Here is an 18,818-nt window from a genome sequence, read left to right as displayed (position 1 = left end):
GAATGAATGTCCTTCGGGCCTGTCCGATCGTCGACCAGAATTCATGAACGCCCCCGCACACATCCATACCCTGCTTGCCGACAACGCACCCGCGCGCCTGCGTGAGATTCCTTATAACTACACCTCGTTCTCGGACCGCGAAATCGTGATCCGCCTGCTCGGTGAGTCGTCGTGGGCGTTGCTCGACAGCCTGCGCGGCGCGCGCCAGACCGGCCGCTCGGCGCGCATGCTGTACGAGGTACTGGGCGACATCTGGGTAGTGCGCCGCAATCCCTACCTGCAGGACGACATGCTGGACAACCCGAAGCGCCGGGCCAAGCTGATCGAAGCGCTGCATCACCGCCTGGGCGAGATCGACAAGCGCCGCACCACGGTCGATGCGCTGGACGCATCGGCGTCGGACAGCGATCCTGCCGTCGTCGCCGCCCGCAGCGCCGCCGTCGAGCAACTGCTCGCCGCCGCGCGCCGCGCCGTGGACGATTTCGGCCGCGAATTCGCCGAGACCTACGACCTGCGCAAGCGCGCCACCAAGGTGCTGGGCGCCTACACCGACAAGCGCAACATCCGCTTCGACGGCATGCACCGCACCTCGCACGTGACCGACGCCACCGACTGGCGCGTCGAGTACCCGTTCCTGGTCCTGCTGCCCGACAGCGAGGACGAGATGGCCGGCCTGGTCAAGGGCTGCATCGAGCTCGGACTGACCATCATCCCGCGCGGCGGCGGCACCGGCTACACCGGCGGCGCGATCCCGCTCACGCCGATGTCGGCCGTGATCAATACCGAAAAGCTGATCGGCATCGGCGAGGTCGAGATGACGACCATGCCGGGCCTGGGACGCGAATACGCGACCATCCATACCTATGCCGGCGTCGTCACGCAGCGGGTGTCGCAGGCGGCCGAGAAGGCAGGCTTCGTGTTCGCGGTCGACCCGACGTCGGCCCACGCGTCCTGCGTGGGCGGCAATATCGCGATGAACGCGGGCGGCAAGAAGGCGGTGTTGTGGGGCACGGCGCTCGACAACCTGGCGTCGTGGCGCATGGTCGACCCCAACGGCGACTGGCTCGACGTCACCCGCATCAACCACAACCTGGGCAAGATCCACGACGCTCCGACGGCCGAATTCCTGCTCGAATGGACGCATCCTTCCGTCAAGGGCGCCCCGAAAGGCCAGCCGTTCCGCACCGAGACGCTCACCATCGAGGGCAAGCGCTTCCGCAAGGAAGGCCTGGGCAAGGACGTCACCGACAAGTTCCTGGCCGGCCTGCCGGGCATCCAGAAAGAAGGCACCGACGGCCTCATCACGTCGGCGCGCTGGATCCTGCACAAGATGCCCAAGTTCACCCGCACGGTGGCGCTGGAATTCTTCGGCCAGGCGCGCGATGCGATCCCGTCGATCGTCGAGATCAAGGATTACCTGGACAGCCTGCCGAAGAACGGCAACCCGGCGTTCGCCACGCTGCGCCTGGCGGGCCTGGAGCACCTGGACGAACGCTACCTGCGCGCGGTCGGCTACGCCACCAAGTCCAAGCGCGGCGTGCTGCCCAAGATGGCGCTGTTCGGCGACATCGTCGGCGACGACGAGAATGCGGTGGCGATCGCCGCCTCGGAAGTGGTGCGCCTGGCGAACACCCGCGTGGGCGAGGGCTTCGTCGCCGTCAGCCCCGATGCGCGCAAGAAGTTCTGGCTCGACCGCGCCCGCACCGCGGCCATCGCGCGCCACACCAACGCCTTCAAGATCAACGAGGACGTGGTCATTCCGCTGAACCGGATGGGCGAGTACACCGACGGCATCGAGCGCATCAACGTCGAGCTGTCGATCAAGAACAAGCTGCAGCTGGTGGGCCAACTGCGCGCCTACCTCGCCAGCGACCACCTGCCGCTGGCCAAGAGCGACGACGCCAGCGCCGACGGGGTCGACCGCGACGAGATCATGGGCGACCGTCCGCTGCAGGCGCGCGCCCTGGTCGACTTGGTCGACAAGCGCTGGACCTTCGTCCTGGCCAATCTCGATGCGCCGCTGGGCGAAGTGCGCGGGCAGCTGCAGACCCTGGGCCTGGACCACCTGGACGAGGCCATCGGGCAGCGCCTGGCGATCCAGCCCGATGCGACCCTGTTCGACGTGGTGCAGGACCACACGGTGCGCGTGTCGTGGAAGGCCGAAGTGCGCGCGCCGCTGCGCCAGATCTTCAATGGCGCCGCCTACCAGTGCATCCTCGACGAAGCGGTCGCGATCCACAAGCGCGTGCTGCGCTCGCGCGTGTTCGTCGCCCTGCACATGCACGCGGGCGATGGCAACGTCCACACCAACCTGCCGGTGAATTCGGACGACTACGCCATGCTGCAGGACGCCCACAAGGCGGTCGAGCGCATCATGAAGCTGGCGCGTTCGCTCGACGGCGTGATCTCGGGCGAGCACGGCATCGGCATCACCAAGCTCGAATTCCTGCTCGATTCCGAGATCCAGGAATTCCGCGACTACAAGGTGCGCGTCGATCCGGAAGGGCGCTTCAACAAGGGCAAGCTGCTCAACCTCGAAGGCGCCCACGCCGACCTGCGCAACGCCTACACGCCGTCGTTCGGCCTGATGGGCCACGAATCGCTGATCATGCAGCAGAGCGATATCGGCGAGATCGCCAACAGCATCAAGGACTGCCTGCGCTGCGGCAAGTGCAAACCGGTGTGCACGACCCACGTGCCGCAGGCGAACCTGCTGTACTCGCCGCGCGACAAGATCCTGGCCACCTCGGCGCTGATCGAGGCCTTCCTGTACGAGGAGCAGACCCGCCGCGGCGTCTCGCTGCGCCACTGGGAAGAGTTCGAGGACGTGTCGGATCACTGCACGGTGTGCCACAAGTGCGTCACGCCCTGTCCGGTCGACATCGACTTCGGCGACGTGTCGATGAACATGCGTAACCTGCTGCGCAAGATGGACAAGCGCAGCTTCAAGCCGGCCAACCGCGCGGCCATGTTCTTCCTCAACGCCACCGACCCGACCACCATCAACGCCACGCGCAAGGCGATGGTCGACCTGGGCTTCAAGGCCCAGCGCATGGGCAACCGCCTGTTGAAAGGCCTGGCCAAGCCGCAAACGGCGTCGCCGCCGCCGACCACGGGCAAGCCGCCGGTGCGCGAGCAGGTGATCCACTTCATCAACAAGAAGATGCCGGGCAACCTGCCGAAGAAGACCGCGCGCGCGCTGCTCGACATCGAGGACGACAAGATCGTCCCGATCATCCGCAATCCAAAGAAAACCACGGCCGACACCGAAGCCGTGTTCTACTTCCCGGGCTGCGGCTCCGAGCGCCTGTTCTCGCAGGTTGGCCTGGCGACCCAGGCGATGCTGTGGGAAGTCGGCGTGCAGACCGTGCTGCCGCCGGGCTACCTGTGCTGCGGCTATCCGCAGCGCGGCGCCGGCCAGTTCGACAAGGCCGACAAGATGATGACGGATAACCGCGTGCTGTTCCACCGCATGGCCAACACGCTGAACTACCTCGACATCAAGACGGTCCTGGTCTCGTGCGGCACCTGCTACGACCAGCTGGCGACCTATGAATTCGAGAAGATCTTCCCGGGCTGCCGCATCATGGACATCCATGAGTACCTGCTGGAGAAGGGCATTAAACTCGAGGGCGTCAGCGGCACCCGCTACATGTACCACGACCCCTGCCACACGCCGATGAAGCTGCAGGATTCGATGAAGACGGTGAACGCGCTGGTCTCGACCATCGATAACGTGAAGATCGAGAAGAACGACCGCTGCTGCGGCGAGTCGGGCACCTTTGCCGTGACCCGTCCCGACATCGCGACCCAGGTGCGTTCGCGCAAGGAAGTCGAGATGGTCAAGGGCGCGGACAAGCTGCGCGCCGACGGCTTCAAGGGCGACGTCAAGATCCTGACCAGCTGCCCATCCTGCCTGCAGGGCTTGAGCCGTTACAACGACGACTCGGGCACCACCGCCGACTACATCGTGGTCGAGATCGCGAAGCACCTGCTGGGCGAGAACTGGCTGCCCGAGTACGTGGCGCGCGCCAACAACGGCGGCATCGAAAGGGTGCTGGTATGACGGCTCCCGTCGCGCTCTGCGAACTGTGCAACCTCAGCGCGCCCGTGGCCTGGCGCGGCGACAAGTTCAGCGTGATCGTCGTCGACGACGCCAGCTACCCCGGCTTTTGCCGCGTGATCTGGCACGACCACGTGCGCGAGATGAGCGACCTTTCGCGCCCGGACCGGCTCCTGGTGAACGAGGCCGTGTTCCTGGTCGAGGAGGCGGTGCGTGAAGTGATGCAGCCGCTGAAGGTCAATGTGGCCAGCCTGGGCAATGTGGTGCCGCATCTGCACTGGCATATCATTCCGCGTTATGCGGACGACGCGCATTTCCCGGCGCCCGTGTGGGCCCAGGCGGTGCGCTCGACCGAACCCGACACCCTGGCCGCGCGCCGCGCGCTGGCCGGACAACTGGGCGCCGCCATCGCGCGCCGTTTCAACTGATAGAGAAGAGACTCATGCCTAATCCAACCGAACTGACCGTCCACCAGAAATCGCGCGTGCTCGACGTCGCCTACGACGACGGCAGCGCCTATTCGATCCCGTTCGAACTGATGCGCGTGTACTCGCCGTCGGCCGAGGTGAAGGGCCATGGTCCCGGCCAGGAAGTCTTGCAGCTCGGCAAGCGCGAAGTCGGCATCGCCGACGTCGAGCAGGTCGGCAACTACGCGATCAAGCCGACCTTCTCGGACGGCCACGACAGCGGCATCTTCAGCTGGGATTACCTGTACGAACTGGGCCGCAGCCAGGAGTCGCTGTGGAAGCAGTACGTGGCGCGCCTGCAGGCGGCCGGCTTCGACGAAGAAACCGGCCGCGCGCCGGGCACCATGCTGCCGGGTTCGGCGCCGGCCAAGTCCGGCGGCGGCGGTTGCGGGTCGGGCAGCTGCGGCTGCAAGTGAGAGGGGACGCCTGCGCTGGTTGAACGCGTCGGCGGCATCGCCGCCAACCCTGCGCAGGGCTGGCGGCCGCCGACGCGGTGATCGCCAGGACCGGCACACCACGCACGTCATCGGCGCCCCAAAACAAAAGAGCACATCCTTGGATGTGCTCTTGTTCTTTGCAGGCCCGCATCGAGCGGGCCAATGCAGCATCAAGCCTGTGGCTGGATGTTTGCAGCTTGCTTGCCTTTAGGGCCGGCGGTGATGTCGAAGGTCACGCGCTGGTTTTCCTGCAGCGATTTGAAGCCGTTGGCGTTGATCGCCGAGAAGTGTGCGAACACGTCTTCGCCACCACCATCAGGGGTGATGAAGCCGAAACCTTTAGCGTCGTTGAACCATTTGACAATGCCAGTAGCCATGTTTATTCCCTCAAATATAAGTTGTTTTGCGTTGTTGCCCTGTTTGCGTACCTAGGACAAGAACCAGGGCCACGCTCTACATTGCAATTCTGATTATAAGGACAAATTCTTAAAACGGAAGCAAGATTTTTCAATCGTGTTCGCATTTACCACAACTCATCCAGATCGCATGTTCCTACGCGATTTTGATCTCAATCAGAACGTCATTGGCACTCGCAGCGTGAGGGTCACGTCCGGGGTATCGCGGGTCACGCCGGCGCCCACCGCGATATTCAGCGTGCGCTTCGGGCTCAGGCGGTAGGAGTAGCCCAGCAGCAGGGTGCCGAGCTGGGTGCGCACCGAGCCCGGCACCGGCTGGCCGTTCTGTTTCATGCGCGCGATGGTGCTGTGGTCGTAGCCGAGGCTGAGCGACGCCTTGTCGTTGAGCGCCAGGCCCATGCCGAAGTTAAAGCCGAGCACGTAGCCTGGTTCCAGCTCGCCCAGCGGCTCGCGCACGCCGTTGCGCACCAGGCGCGTCACGTCCTCGCGCTTGAAGTTGTGCACATAGCTCAGGTTGCCGAAGAAGACGGCCGGGTCGGACGGATACAGCCAGGTCAGCGTGCCTTGCAGCGAATGGAAGCCGGAACCGGTCGGCAAGTCCAGCGGCAGGCCGGTGCCGGTCACGTTCTCGCCGATGCAGCGCCGGTCGCAGTCGGTCACGACCTCGAACGGGTCGCGCCCGGTGCGGCTCTTGTAGCGCAGGCCGGCAATGTAATAGCCCTGGTCCGGGCCGCCGTTGTTGAGCTGGTAGCGGCCGGCGACTTCGACGTCGCCCAGGCCCTTGCCGCTGGTGTCGAACACGCGCTCGACTGCGGTGCCGGTGAACAGCTCGCGGCTGACCGTGGCGTCCGAGCGGTACACATAGGGCACCTTGACCTCGACTTCCATCCGGTTGTTGATGCCGGTACGGCCGGTGATCGCCGTGGTGAAAGTGTTGCGCTTGATCTCGCGCACGTCGACCAGGCCGATCAGGATCGCGGGGATCACGGTGTAGCCGACCAGGGCCACGCGGTTGCTCGACGAGTAGCCGTACTGCACCGATGGCTCGAGCACATAGGTGCCGCGCTGGGTCAGCACGCCGGGCTGGTCGCCGAGCGGCGCGACTTCGGGCGGGCGGTTCGGTTCCTGGCGATTGTTGTTCTGTGCGGTCTGCGGCTGCTGTTGCTGGGCCGGACGCTGGGCCTGCGCCTGCGCCGGGGCCGCCGGTTGGGCCGGGCCCGGCGCCGGCACGCCGGGCTGGTTGGGACGCGGCTGCGGCGGCAGCGGGGCCGCCACGCCGCTTTCGGGCGGCGGCAGCACCGGCGGCTGGGCCACCGGCGCCTGCATCGACATGCCCGCGCCGCGCTGCTGCGACAGCAGGACGCCGTCGGCCAGCGCGGTCGGCACGGCGAACGGGGCGCCGGACAGCGGGGCGTCTTCCACGAGGCGCTCGCGCGCCGCCAGCGCCGGGGCGGTGCTCACGGCAGGGGCGCCCTGGGCCTGCATGCGTTGCAATTGCTCGCGCTGCGCCTGGAGTTCGAGCATCAGACGGTTCACCATTGCCCGCTGTTCGGCCAGTTCGTCCTTGAGTTGGGACAGTTCGGTCTGTCGGTCCTGCGGGCCGCTATCGAGCGGCGCGGCTGCAGGTTGTTGAGCGAGCACGGACGGCGCCAGGAGGGCGGCCGCCAGGCCGGCGGCGCCAAGCCGCGCGACGTGTGAATACATCCAGGTCTCCAATAATTGACAATATTGCAATGCTACAGTGTTCCTGGGGAACGCACTACGGCGTCACGAATCGTGCTGTGGAAATTCATGTCTTTTAGCAAGGACATGCTGTTGACGGCCGAGGTGATGGTGGTGACGGAACTGATCGCCTGGTTGTCGAGGGTGTTCTGTACCAGGGTCGCGCCATTGGGCAGGTTCAGGTCGGCCGCGGCGAAGTTGTTGCCGCCGATCTGGATCATGCGTGCGGCGCCCAGCGCTTCCTGGGTCAGGCGGGCCTGGTCGGCGCTCAGCGCGGCCAGGTCGGGAATAGCGATGTTGGTGCGCGACAGGATTTCGCCGTTGACCGACACCACGCGCTCGATGCCGAGCGCCACCGACAGGCCGCCGGCGATCTCGAAACCGCCGCGGGCGCCGTCCAGCGTCTCGGCCCCGACCGGGGCGCCGAAACCGGCCACGCCGTTCGCGGCGGCATCGGCCGCCCGCACCGGCGCCATCGCGCCGAGCGCCGCGCACAGGGCGCCCGCAAGCACGCCACGTTGCATCATCTTGCTAAAGCTTGGCCAGCGCATATCACATCCTTTACGTCAAAAGTCGCCGGGGCCGAACTTCGGCAGCGAGGCGCTGAGCTGGTCCTGGTGCATGCCGGCGCCCAGCGGGGCGCGCGGAGCGCCGCGCCAGTCGGCCGGCGTGTTGAAGGCGATGCCGTCCTTGTGGCTGTGGATCACGAACAGGATCTTGTTGCGCCAGATTTCCTGGAACCGCTCCATGCTCACGACGCGGTTGCCGGTGGACGGGTCGCCGATCAGGATGCGGCCATCCTCGTAGCCCTTGACGACCACGAAGTGGTTGAAGCCGCGGTCGGTGATCAGGACGATGGCCGGCAGTTTTTCGGTGATCAGCTTTTCGATCGGCAGCTTGAAGCCGTCGGCGCGAAAGCCGCGCGCGGCCAGGAAGCGCTGCATGTCGAGCAGCGAAAAGCCTTCCTTGTGGATCCTGGTCTTGTCCCCTTTTTCGTACATTTCCTGGAACACGTCCTGTTCCGGCGTCGGGGTGCCATAGTGGTGCGACAGCAGGGTCGACACGGCGGCGGCGCCGCAACTGTAGTCGTACTGCTGGCGCGTGGTGCGCTGGAATTTGATGTCCTTGAGGCTGGTGACGGGCACGTTGACGCGCCCGACCACCGCCAGTTCGAGCGCCGGCGCCGGAGCCGGCGCCAGCAGGGTGCCGCACAGGGCGGCGAGGAAGATCCCGTGCTTCATGCTCTTCCTATTGCAGTTGCAGGTTGATGACGGTCGCGTTCTGGATCAGGACGTTCGCGCCGGAGTTCTGGATCACGACAGGCAGGCCCGAGGAGTTCGCGAACGAGCCGTTGTCGATGATGTTGAATCCGGTGGTCACGTTGGTGGCCGTGTTGTTGCCGACGGTGCCGCCGAGCGTCGCCTCGGTGGTCACGAAGTCGGCGCCGCCACGCAGGCCGCCCAGTTCCTCGGCGTCGGTCGTCTTGCCCCAGCCTTTGGTGAAATCATCTTCCCGGCCCGGTGCGACATCCACTTTGGACAGGAAGCCCACCACCACCGGCAGCTTCGCCGGTTCCGACGCCTGGGCCGCCACTGGCAGCGCCATGCAGGCCGCCAGCAGGAGAGAGCCGATCTGGGTAATCCGTTTCATGATGCCTCGCTCGAAAAGCCGCCACGCGGATAGCGCCGCGTGGCGGGTCGCAAGCGTCCGGCCGTGCCGGACGCTTGCGCGGTTGCTGCTCAGACCTCGTGATTACTGGCCGCTTGGGGTGGTGCCGCCGACGTTCATGTTCGACTGAACGTTGACGCTTTGCTGGATCAGCGACGAGAAGCCGTTGTTCTGGCTGATGATCGAGATGCCGGCTGCCGACTGGGCGATGTTGCTCATCGAGTTCGACATGTCGAAGGAACCCGCGGTCACGTTGTTGGTGCCGCCGTTGCCGCCGGTGCCGGCGCCGCCGAAGCCGCCGGTGCCTGCGCCGGCAACCATTTCGCCGGTCGAGCCGCCAGCGCCGCCGGTGCTCGAGCCGCCCGCGCCGCCGTTGCCGCCGGCGCCCGAGGTGGCGTCGCCCGAGGTGGCCGAGCCGCCGGTGGCCGCGCCGCCGGTGGCCGCGCCGCCGGCGCCGCCGGCGCCGGTCGATGCGGTCGCTTCAGCGCCCGAACCGCCCATGCCGCCCGCGCCTGCGGTGCCGCCCTGGCCCGCGCCGCCTGCGCCGCCCATGCCTTCGGCGCCGTTGCCGCCCATGCCAGCCGTGCCGGCCGCGCCCGAACCGCCCGCGCCTGCGGTGCCGGTGGCGCCAGCGCCGCCGGTGCCTGCCAGTGCGGCGCCCGAACCCGCAGTGCCGCCGGTGGCCGCGCCGCCTGCAGCGCCCGCGCCCGAGGTATTGGTGCCGGCCGCGCCAGAACCGCCGGCGCCGCCTGCCGCGCCTGCGCCGCCCGCGCCGGCCATCGCGTCACCCGCGGTGCCCGAGCTGGCGCCGCTGGTCGGGCTGCCTGCGGTCGAGGTGCCGCCGGTGTTGGTGGCCGCGCCGCTGGCGCCGCCGGTGCCGGCCATGTCGGTGCCCGAGCCTGGCATGCCGCCCGAACCCGAGGTCGAGGCGGCGTCGCCGATCGCCGCGCCGCCGCCGCTGGCGCCGTTCGATGCGGTCAGGGTCGAGCCCGACGAGTTGCCGCCCATGGCGCCCGCGCCGCCCATGCCGCCGGCCGCGCCTGCGCCGCCGTTGGATTCGCCGGCGCCGCCCATGCCGCCGGCGCCGGTGCCGATGGCGCCGTTCGCGCCGCCGTTGCCGCCGGCCAGCGAGCCGGTCGCGCCGCCGTTGCCGCCCATGGCTGCGCCGCCTGCCGCGCCCGAGCCGCCGTTGGCCGCGCCGCCCATGGCGCCTGCGCCGCCCATGCCTGCGCCGCCCGCTGCGCCGTTGCCGCCGGCAGCGTAACCGCCAGCCGCACCTGCGGCGCCCGCGCCGCCCATCGAGTGGGCCGCGCCGCTCGCGCCGCCGTTGCCGCCGGCGGCGTTGCCGACGGTCGAGGCGCCGGTCGATGCGGTGCCCGCAGCGGCGTAGCCGCCTGCGCCGCCAGCCGCGCCCGCTGCGCCCGATGCCGAGCCGCCGGCTGCGCCGGTGGCCGAGGTCGAGCCGGCGTAGCCCGCGCCGCCGGTCGAACCGGTGCCGGTCGCGCCGTTGGCGCCGCCGTTGTTCACGGCGTTGTTGCCGATGTTGCTGATGTTGTTGCCCGACACGGTGCCGGTCAGCGAGCTGACCGCGTTGGCCGACGAGGTGTTGAACGAGTTGGCGACCGACGAGTTGGCGCTGCCGCCGTTGTTGGCGGCTGCGGCGCCGGCGGCTGCCGCACGGGCGTCACCCGAGCTGTTGTTCTGGCCCGAGCTGTCCTGGCTGCTGTCGTGGGTGGTCGTGGTGTTGGTCGTGATCGTGTCGTTGCTGTCGATCGTCTCGGTGTTGGTGCGGGTGTCCGACTGGGTGTTCGTGTTGTTGGCGACGCGGTTGTCCGAACGGTCCACCTGGTTGTTGTTGTTGGTCGTGCTGTTGTCGTTCTGCTGGCTGTTGTTGTTTTGCTGGCTGTTGTTGTTGGCCTGGCTGTTGTTGGTGTTGGTCGTGGTGTTGGTGCTGGTCGACTGGTTGTTGCTGTCGGCGGTGTTGGTGCTGCTGTTGTTGGCCTGGCTGTTGTCGGTGCTGGTGTTGGTATTCGTGTTCGTGTTGGTCGCCTGGTTGTTGCTGTTGGCCTGGCTGTTGTCGGTGTTGGTCGCGGTGTTGGTGTTGGTGTTCGTGTCGGTGTTGGTCGACGAGTTGGTCGAGGTATTGCCGCTGTTGCGGGTGTCAGTGACAGTGCTGCTGTCGGTGTTGGTGGTCACCGACGAGGTCTGGGTGTTGCCGCCGCGGACGTCGTTGACGGAATTTTCTTGTGCGTGGGCCATGGTGAATGCCAGGGCGATCGCGGTTGCCAGGATAGTGCGCTTCATTGTTGCTCCCCTAATGTCACTGTTGAGTTCCCGGGGTCCCATGACTCCCGGTCCACTCGTTCAATAGCAGTTCTTATGCCAAGTGAATCCGGAATAGTTAAGTCCTTGATAATGTAGGAATAATTTGATGAGTTGCATCGCGGCGACAAGGGAAAATGAACTTGAACAATAGCTAATAAGCAAAGTGTCTCAGACTCGTGACAAAGTGAACAAAAAGCCCATGAAACTGTATCAATCTGTCACCGCAAGCAGCTGTCACAGAGCGAACACGACCCGCCGTGCGTCGCCGTTTGGCAAGCGCATTGGCGGGAAAAATCTGTCAGATTAGGGGAGGCGCCGTAGGAAAAGGCTGACGGCAGGGAGGGAAGTGTACTTACAGGGAAATCGCGTGCTTGGCCATCAGGCGATACAGTGTCATACGTGAGACACCGAGGTCGCGCGCGGCCTGGCTGATGTTGTTGCCGGTGCGCGCCAGGCTTTCGCCGATCGCGACGCGTTCGGCCGACAGCCGCGAATTGCCGAGCCCTTCCCTGACCGGGCAGATCGGTCCGATGCTGGGCAGGTCGAGGTCTTCCGGCATGATCAGGCGGTGTTCGGCCAGCACCATGGCGCGCCGCACCCGATTGATGAGTTCGCGCACATTGCCCGGCCACTCGTAGCGCGCCATCGCCAGCAGCGCTTCGCGGCTCACGCCTTTCAACTGCGGGCTGCGTTCGGCCGCATACTTGTTGAAGATGAGGTCAGTGAGCAGCGGCAAGTCTTCCTTGCGTTCGCGTAGCGGCGGCACCCGGATCGGGAACACGCTGAGGCGGTAATACAAATCTTCGCGGAAGCGCCCCTCGCTGACGGCCTGGGGCAGGTCGACATGGGTGGCGGTGATCACGCGCGCGTCGACCGCGATGGTGCGGGTGCCGCCGACGCGGTAGATCACGCGCTCCTGCAGGAAGCGCAGCAGGCTGGCCTGCAGGTCGAGCGGCAGGTCGCCGATCTCGTCCAGGAAGATGCTGCCGCCGGACGCCGCTTCGAGCAGGCCCTGCTTGTCGCGGGTGGCGCCGGTGAAGGCGCCGCGCTCGTGGCCGAACAGTTCGGAATGGATCAGGGCCGGCGCCACCGCCGCGCAATTGATGGCGATGAAGGGACCGTTCGCGCGCTGCGAGCGCAGGTGGATTTCCTGGGCCGCGAGTTCCTTGCCGCTGCCGCTCTCGCCCGAGATCAGCACCGGTGCGTCGACCGCGGCGATCTTGTCGATGTGGGCGCGCAGGCGCACGATGGCGCGCGAGGCGCCGTCGATGTGGCTGGCCCGCTCCGTTGCCTGGCGCCGGTGCGGCGGGGTGGCCTTGGCCAGCGTCGCCATGCCGTGGGCGTGGCCAAGCGAGTGCTGCAGGCGCAGCGTGTCGACCGGGCGCGTGTGGAAGTCGACCAGGTGGGCGGCGACCAGTTCGCGCACGGCCGGCTGGTCGATGCGCGGCGCGTCGAACACGCCGATCCAGCGCGTGTGATGGTGCTGGCGCAGGAAGCGCTCGAGCTCCGCATCGCCCGCGGCGCCGCTGCGGTCGAGCAGCAGGCCGACCCCGTAGTGTTGCTGTGACAGGACCTTGCGCGCCGCGGCGATGCTCTCCACCACGCACACATCCCAGCCGGGCAGCTCGCCGTGGCAGGCCCGTGCGTGCGCATTGCCTTCACCCGAAATGCATAAGAGACGTTTTACAGACACCGTTGCCCTCGTTATGACTGGACCTGGCCAGCTGCCTTGTAGTGAGTCCCGGTGCGCATTGGCATCACGCACCGTTGCGTCGGCCGATCCCGGCAAGGGAATTGCTGACGCGAAAAGTATTGTTCAATTAAACCCGAAATGCCGGCGACATGTCGCACAAAAATTATTAGAAATTTAATGACACGTGCAATTGTGAACGAAGTATTTACTTTCCCTAATGTCTATTCGTCCAAATTTATTGGCGACATGCTATTGATCTTACCGAGGTCAAGCGAAGCGGAAAAGGGGTCTCGCAGCGGCGCATCGTTGCCGAGCGCCTTGTTAGCGCTCGATGCGTTGTGCCGCTCCAACAAGGACCGCGAAACGACGCCGGGACGACGCCGTGTCCTGTCCACGCCCGGGCGCCGGCGCCCGGCATCCAATGGCGCGGCCGGGCGCCGGCCTGCTTGTATAATGCGGCAACACCCAACCGTCCCGCACATATGACCAATACCACCCACTTCGGCTACAAGACCGTCGCCGAGGACCAGAAGGTCCAGGAAGTCGCCAAGGTTTTCCACTCGGTCGCCGCGAAGTACGACGTCATGAACGACCTGATGTCGGCCGGCCTGCACCGCGCCTGGAAGATGTTTACGATCGCCCAGGCCGGCGTGCGTCCGGGCTTCAAGGTGCTCGACATCGCCGGCGGCACCGGCGACCTGGCCAAGGCCTTCGCGAAGCAGGCGGGCAAGACCGGCGAGGTCTGGCTCACCGACATCAACGAGTCGATGCTGCGCGTCGGGCGCGATCGCCTCTTGAATAAAGGGCTTGTCACCCCAACCATGTTGTGTGACGCCGAAAAATTGCCGTTCCCGGACAACTATTTTGACCGGGTCAGCGTCGCGTTCGGGCTGCGCAACATGACCCACAAGGATCAGGCCCTGGCCGAGATGCGGCGGGTGCTGAAACCCGGCGGCAAGCTGCTGGTGCTGGAATTTTCGAAGGTGATCGCGCCGCTGCAAAAACCGTACGACGTGTATTCGTTCTCGGTGCTGCCGTGGCTGGGACAGAAAATAGCGGGCGATGCCGACAGCTATCGCTACCTGGCCGAGTCGATCCGCATGCATCCCGACCAGGATACGCTGAAGGGGATGATGGAAGAAGCAGGACTGGAGCGGGTCCAGTATTTCAACCTGACGGCGGGTGTGGCCGCTTTGCACACCGGTATAAAACTCTAAGGATAGAGACAATGAAAAAGTTTTTGGTCACGACGATGTTGGCAGTCACCACGTTCGCGATGGTGGCAGACGCCTTCGCCCGACCAATGGGCGGCAAGCGTTCGGTCGGGCGGCAATCGCAGTCCGTGCAGCAGATGCAGGGTCCGGCGCCGGCGCCGGCCCAGAGCATGCAGCGCCAGACCCCGAATTCGGCCACGCCTGCCGCGGCCGGCGCGACTGGCGCCGCGGGCGCTGCGGCCGCCGCCAAGAAACCGAGCATGATGCGCAACATCCTGGGCGGCGCACTGCTGGGCCTGGGCCTGGGCGCGTTGCTGTCGCACCTGGGCATCGGTGGCGCACTGGCCAGCATCATCTCGACCATCCTGATGGTCGCGCTGATTGGCCTGGCGATCATGTTCATCGTGCGCATGGTGCGCCGCAAGGACACGCCGGCCAATCCGTCGGCGGCCTCGAGCACCGGCTTCAATGGCTTCCAGCCGCAGGCCGCCGGCGCGACCGCCACGCCTGAAATCGGCTCGGGCCTGCGCAACGGACCGTCCGCCTTCCAGGGCAACGTAGCGCTGGACAAGGGCGCCGCGGCGGCCGGCTTCGGCGGCGCTGCCGCCGCGCCAGGCCACCAGCAATGGGGCGTGCCGGGCGACTTCGACAGCGAAAGCTTCCTGCGCCATGCGAAATCGTCGTTCATCCGCATGCAGGCGGCCTGGGACCGCGGCGACACCGACGACCTGCGCGAATTCACCTCGCCCGAAGTGTTCGCCGAGCTCAAGATGCAGATCCAGGAACGCGGCGGCGTGGCCGACTACACCGACGTCGTCAACATCGACGCCCAGCTGCTGGGCATCGAGAAGACCGCGACCGACTACCTGGCGAGCGTGCAGTTCAACGCCATGATCCGCAGCGCCAAGGACGCGCTGCCGGAACCGTTCGTCGAAGTCTGGAACATGTCGAAGCCGCTGTCGGGCTCCGGCGGCTGGGTGCTGGCCGGCATCCAGCAGCCGAATTGAGCGCATTGCTAAGGCGCTTAGTTTTGGTGGAATTATTTTTCCATAAACATTCCGTGCCGCCGGGTTTGCGCCCGGCAAACTGGTAAGATCAAAACCGCCCGCATCAGCCCGGGCGGTTTTGTTTTTTGAGGGTCATCCGCTCCATGTTTTCTAGTCTTTCGTCACTGTCGCCTCAGCACGCGCTCACGCTGCCCGCGGTCGCCGCGATCAACCACTTGCTGGCCCAGGAAGCCTGGGCCAGGGCCGCGCTCATGCGCCATGCCGGCAAGGACGCCTGCATCGACGCTGGGCTGGTTCAATTGCGCATGCGCGTCGGGCGCGACGGCCTGCTCGAAGCCATGCATCAGGGCACTGCGCGCGACACGGCGGGCGAAGCCGCGGCCAGCGTCACGATCCGCGTGAAACCGGCCGACCTGCCGCTGATCGCGCAGGACCGCACCCGTGCGCTGTCATACGTGAAGATCGAAGGCGACGCCGAGTTCGCCAACGTGATCTCGCAGCTGGCCAACGGCCTGCGCTGGGATGCCGAGCACGACCTCGAGCGGGTGGTGGGGCCGCTGGGCGCCCATCGCCTGGTCAAGACCGCGCGCCGCGCCGCCGGTGGCGCGACCGAGACGGGACGGCGCCTGGCCGAGAACCTGGCCGAGTTCCTGGCCGAGGAAAGGCCGGTGCTGGTGCGGCCGGTGCAGCGCGACGCGTTCGCCGCCGACGTGGTGCGCCTGCGCGACGACGTCGAGCGCACCGCCAAGCGCATCGCGCGCCTCGAACAACAGCTGGCCCGGCCGGACGCCGCCACACCCTCCCTCATTCCTACCCGCGCAGACCACCACCCGGATCGTCGATGATATTGAAATTCCTGCGCCTGCTGCGCATCCTCACTGTCTTCACCAAGTACGGCCTGGACGAGATCGCAGTCACCAGCATCAATGCCCCGCGCACCGCGCGCCTGATGAACACCTTCTTTTTCTGGCGCACGATCACCTCGCCGCGCGCGATCCGCCTGCGCCAGGCGCTGGAAGAGCTGGGCCCGATCTTCGTCAAGTTCGGCCAGGTGCTGTCGACCCGGCGCGACCTGGTGCCGCCCGATATCGCCGACGAGCTGGCGCTGCTGCAGGACCGGGTGCCGCCGTTCGGCTCCGACCTGGCGGTGGCCCAGGTCACGCGCTCGCTGGGCGCCCATCCCGACGAGCTGTTCGCCCGCTTCGACCGGGAGCCGGTGGCCTCGGCCTCGATCGCCCAGGTCCACTTCGCCCAGCTCAAGGATGGCAAGGAAGTCGCGGTCAAGGTGCTGCGTCCCGGCATGAAGAAGCTGATCGACGAAGACATGGCCCTGATGAACCTGGCGGCCAGCCTGATCGAACGCGTGTGGAGCGAAGCGCGACGCCTGAAGCCGCGCGAGGTGGTGGCCGAATTCGACAAATACCTGCACGACGAGCTGGACCTGATGCGCGAGGCGGCGAACGCCAGCCAGCTGCGCCGCAACTTCGCCGGCTCCGATTTGCTGATGGTGCCCGAGATGCACTGGGACTACTGCTCGAGCAGCGTGATCGTGATGGAGCGCATGTACGGCATCCCGATCTCGCAGATCGACCGCCTGGCGGCGGCCGGCGTCGACCTCAAGAAGCTGTCGAGCGATGGCGTGGAGATCTTCTTCACCCAGGTCTTCCGTGATGGCTTCTTCCACGCCGATATGCACCCGGGGAACATCCTGGTCTCGACCGCGCCGGAGACCCTGGGCCGCTATATCGCGCTGGACTTCGGCATCGTCGGCACCCTGAACGATTTCGACAAGGATTACCTGTCGCAGAATTTCCTGGCCTTTTTCCGCCGCGACTACAAGCGCGTGGCCGAGGCGCACATCGAATCCGGCTGGGCGCCCGCGACCACGCGCGTGGACGAGCTCGAGGCCGCGGTGCGCGCCTGCTGCGAACCGATCTTCGACCGCCCGCTGAAGGACATCTCGTTCGGCCAGGTGCTGCTGCGCCTGTTCCAGACCTCGCGCCGTTTCAACGTCGAGGTGCAGCCGCAGCTCGTGCTGCTGCAAAAGACCCTGCTCAATATCGAAGGGTTGGGACGCCAGCTCGATCCCGACCTGGACCTGTGGAAGACCGCCAAGCCGCATCTCGAGCGCTGGATGACGGAACAGGTCGGCTGGAAGGGCCTGACCGAACGCCTGCGCGCCGAAGCGCCGCGCTACGCCCAGATCTTCCCGCAGCTGCCGCGCCTGGTATACCAGCTGCTGGAGCGCGAAACGAAAGGGCAGTTGGCGCATCCGTATGTGCCGAATGCCGACATGCTGGCGCTGATGCTGATGGAACAGCGGCGCGCGAACCGGATGCTGGCCTTCCTGATCTGCGTGGCGGCGGGAGGCGCGGTCGGGGTGGCGCTGTACCTGGTCTGACCGCGCCAAGAAAAAAGCCCGCGGACGCGGGCTTGGGAAGCTAGTGTTCTTTTATGGACCATGCTGATGGGGGCATCGCGCAGTCTTCTGTTTCTTCTTTACGGTGAACAGCAAGGATTCCCTGCTGCCAACATTGGGTGAAGAAGCCGTATTAGAGCATCCAATCCGATGGTTGGGCAAACGAAACACCTGTTGACGATGGTGAAAAACAACATCGAACGGTGCGCACTTGCCCATGCGGCGGCTCTATGCCAGCCGAGGTAGTCCGCAAACGGCAAATGCCCGTGCAAAAGCTTTATAATTCAGGGTTTTGAAGATTTTTGCGGAGCACCTAGCATGCCGATTTACGCCTACCGTTGCGAAGACTGCGGTTTTTCCAAAGATGTACTGCAAAAAATTTCGGATCCGGTCCTGACCGTGTGCCCGTCCTGTGCCAAGCCGTCGTTCCAGAAACAAGTGACCGCTGCCGGCTTCCAGCTCAAGGGCACCGGCTGGTACGTGACCGATTTCCGCGGCGGCACGCCGCCTGCCAGCGGCGCAGCCGGCAACGGCGCGTCCGGTACCGGCACGTCCGCTACCGGCATGTCCGCTACTGGCACGTCCGACAATGGCGCGTCCGGCAATGGCGCGGCGCCGGCCGCGGCGACCGGGTCCAGCGCACCGGCAGCCGCGGCGCCGGCCACGCCGGGCACGTCCGGCGACAAGAACGGCGCCTGATCCGGCGCGGCCAGCGCCGCGCGCCAACAAGTACAACGGGAATCCGATGCGCAAATATTTCATCACCGGCCTGCTGGTCCTGGTGCCCCTGGTCATCACGGCCTGGGTGCTGAACCTGATCATCAGCACGCTCGACCAGTCGCTGCTGTTCGTGCCCGACGCCTGGCAACCACGCGTCATGTTCGGCATGGACGTGCCGGGCGTCGGCGCGGTGCTGACCCTGGCCATCGTGTTCATGACTGGCCTGCTCACCAACAACCTGGTCGGCAACTACATCGTGCGCCTGGGCGAGCGCCTGCTCAAGCGCGTGCCGGTGGTCAGCTCGCTGTACGGCAGCGTCAAGCAGGTATCGGACACGCTGTTCTCGCCGTCGGGCAATGCCTTCCGCCAGGCGGTGCTGGTGCCGTATCCGCATGCCGATTCGTACACCATCGCCTTCCTCACCGGCGTGCCGGGCGGCGAAGTGGCGGGGCACCTGGGCGGCGACTTCGTCAGCGTCTACGTGCCGACCACCCCGAACCCGACCTCCGGCTTCTTCCTGATGATGGAGCGCAGCCGCGTGAAAGAGCTGGACATGACGGTCGATGCGGCATTGAAGTACATCGTCTCGATGGGCGTGGTCGCGCCGCCGGGCGCATCGGCCAGCGCGCCGGCCGCGGCGATCAAGTAGCACCGAATCAAAGAATAG

At 66.2% G+C, this 18,818-nt stretch carries 16 protein-coding genes; 9 read left to right on the top strand and 7 right to left on the bottom strand.

Annotated features, from left to right (window positions below):
• The first annotated feature begins 43 nt into the window (after positions 1-43).
• The 3 genes from ACZ9AQ_RS00160 to ACZ9AQ_RS00150 are packed head-to-tail and all read left to right on the top strand — an operon-like array spanning position 44 to position 4,946.
• Positions 44-4,066 carry a DUF3683 domain-containing protein gene (locus ACZ9AQ_RS00160; RefSeq protein ID WP_429201719.1) on the top strand — a complete coding sequence of 1,341 codons (4,023 nt, stop codon included), beginning with the start codon at positions 44-46 and terminating at the stop codon, positions 4,064-4,066.
• Positions 4,063-4,491: an HIT family protein gene (locus ACZ9AQ_RS00155; protein ID WP_429201720.1), complete on the top strand. Its 429-nt coding sequence runs from the start codon at positions 4,063-4,065 to the stop codon at positions 4,489-4,491. The genes ACZ9AQ_RS00160 and ACZ9AQ_RS00155 overlap by 4 nt, the downstream gene beginning before the upstream one ends.
• Before the next feature lie 14 nt (positions 4,492-4,505).
• Complete coding sequence (locus tag ACZ9AQ_RS00150) at positions 4,506-4,946, top strand: gamma-butyrobetaine hydroxylase family protein (protein WP_429201722.1); 441 nt, start codon at positions 4,506-4,508, stop codon at positions 4,944-4,946.
• A gap of 191 nt (positions 4,947-5,137) precedes the next feature.
• Here the strand turns inward: ACZ9AQ_RS00150 and ACZ9AQ_RS00145 are convergent, their stop codons facing one another.
• The 7 genes from ACZ9AQ_RS00145 to ACZ9AQ_RS00115 all read right to left on the bottom strand — a co-directional run bounded on the left by ACZ9AQ_RS00145 (position 5,138) and on the right by ACZ9AQ_RS00115 (position 12,791).
• Positions 5,138-5,344 carry a cold-shock protein gene (locus ACZ9AQ_RS00145; protein WP_109345346.1) on the bottom strand — a complete coding sequence of 69 codons (207 nt, stop codon included), beginning with the start codon at positions 5,342-5,344 and terminating at the stop codon, positions 5,138-5,140.
• 195 nt (positions 5,345-5,539) lie between these two features.
• A complete protein-coding gene (locus ACZ9AQ_RS00140) occupies positions 5,540-7,087 on the bottom strand; it encodes a coiled-coil domain-containing protein (protein ID WP_429201724.1) in 1,548 nt (515 codons plus the stop codon).
• 32 nt (positions 7,088-7,119) lie between these two features.
• Positions 7,120-7,656, bottom strand: coding sequence for a hypothetical protein (locus ACZ9AQ_RS00135; protein WP_429201726.1), 537 nt, complete (start codon positions 7,654-7,656; stop codon positions 7,120-7,122).
• Between the two features lie 15 nt (positions 7,657-7,671).
• Positions 7,672-8,346 (bottom strand): C39 family peptidase, encoded by a 675-nt coding sequence (locus tag ACZ9AQ_RS00130; protein ID WP_429201728.1) that lies wholly within the window; start codon positions 8,344-8,346, stop codon positions 7,672-7,674.
• A gap of 7 nt (positions 8,347-8,353) precedes the next feature.
• Positions 8,354-8,755 carry a hypothetical protein gene (locus ACZ9AQ_RS00125; RefSeq protein WP_429201730.1) on the bottom strand — a complete coding sequence of 134 codons (402 nt, stop codon included), beginning with the start codon at positions 8,753-8,755 and terminating at the stop codon, positions 8,354-8,356.
• Between the two features lie 102 nt (positions 8,756-8,857).
• On the bottom strand, positions 8,858-11,077 hold the full coding sequence (locus ACZ9AQ_RS00120) for a hypothetical protein (protein WP_429201731.1): 2,220 nt from the start codon (positions 11,075-11,077) through the stop codon (positions 8,858-8,860).
• A gap of 373 nt (positions 11,078-11,450) precedes the next feature.
• On the bottom strand, positions 11,451-12,791 hold the full coding sequence (locus ACZ9AQ_RS00115) for a sigma-54 dependent transcriptional regulator (protein ID WP_429201733.1): 1,341 nt from the start codon (positions 12,789-12,791) through the stop codon (positions 11,451-11,453).
• 482 nt (positions 12,792-13,273) lie between these two features.
• Here ACZ9AQ_RS00115 and ubiE point away from each other — a divergent pair, with 482 nt between their 5' ends.
• From ubiE to ACZ9AQ_RS00085, 6 genes are all read left to right on the top strand, one after another.
• Complete coding sequence (ubiE, locus tag ACZ9AQ_RS00110) at positions 13,274-14,008, top strand: bifunctional demethylmenaquinone methyltransferase/2-methoxy-6-polyprenyl-1,4-benzoquinol methylase UbiE (RefSeq protein ID WP_429201735.1); 735 nt, start codon at positions 13,274-13,276, stop codon at positions 14,006-14,008.
• 11 nt (positions 14,009-14,019) lie between these two features.
• Entirely contained in the window at positions 14,020-15,012 is a 993-nt protein-coding gene (locus ACZ9AQ_RS00105; RefSeq protein WP_429201737.1) for a Tim44 domain-containing protein, read from the top strand.
• Positions 15,013-15,155: 143 nt separating this feature from the next.
• Complete coding sequence (locus ACZ9AQ_RS00100) at positions 15,156-15,857, top strand: ubiquinone biosynthesis accessory factor UbiJ (RefSeq protein WP_429201739.1); 702 nt, start codon at positions 15,156-15,158, stop codon at positions 15,855-15,857.
• Positions 15,854-17,413, top strand: coding sequence for a ubiquinone biosynthesis regulatory protein kinase UbiB (ubiB, locus tag ACZ9AQ_RS00095; RefSeq protein WP_429201741.1), 1,560 nt, complete (start codon positions 15,854-15,856; stop codon positions 17,411-17,413). Before ACZ9AQ_RS00100 ends, ubiB begins: the two co-directional genes overlap by 4 nt.
• A gap of 336 nt (positions 17,414-17,749) precedes the next feature.
• Positions 17,750-18,130 carry an FmdB family zinc ribbon protein gene (locus tag ACZ9AQ_RS00090; protein WP_429201743.1) on the top strand — a complete coding sequence of 127 codons (381 nt, stop codon included), beginning with the start codon at positions 17,750-17,752 and terminating at the stop codon, positions 18,128-18,130.
• Between the two features lie 46 nt (positions 18,131-18,176).
• Entirely contained in the window at positions 18,177-18,800 is a 624-nt protein-coding gene (locus ACZ9AQ_RS00085) for a DUF502 domain-containing protein (protein ID WP_429201745.1), read from the top strand.
• Positions 18,801-18,818 lie beyond the last annotated feature (18 nt).

It is taken from the genome of Massilia sp. UYP34 (assembly GCF_056279385.1).
This window is presented reverse-complemented; position numbering and strand designations above follow the sequence as displayed.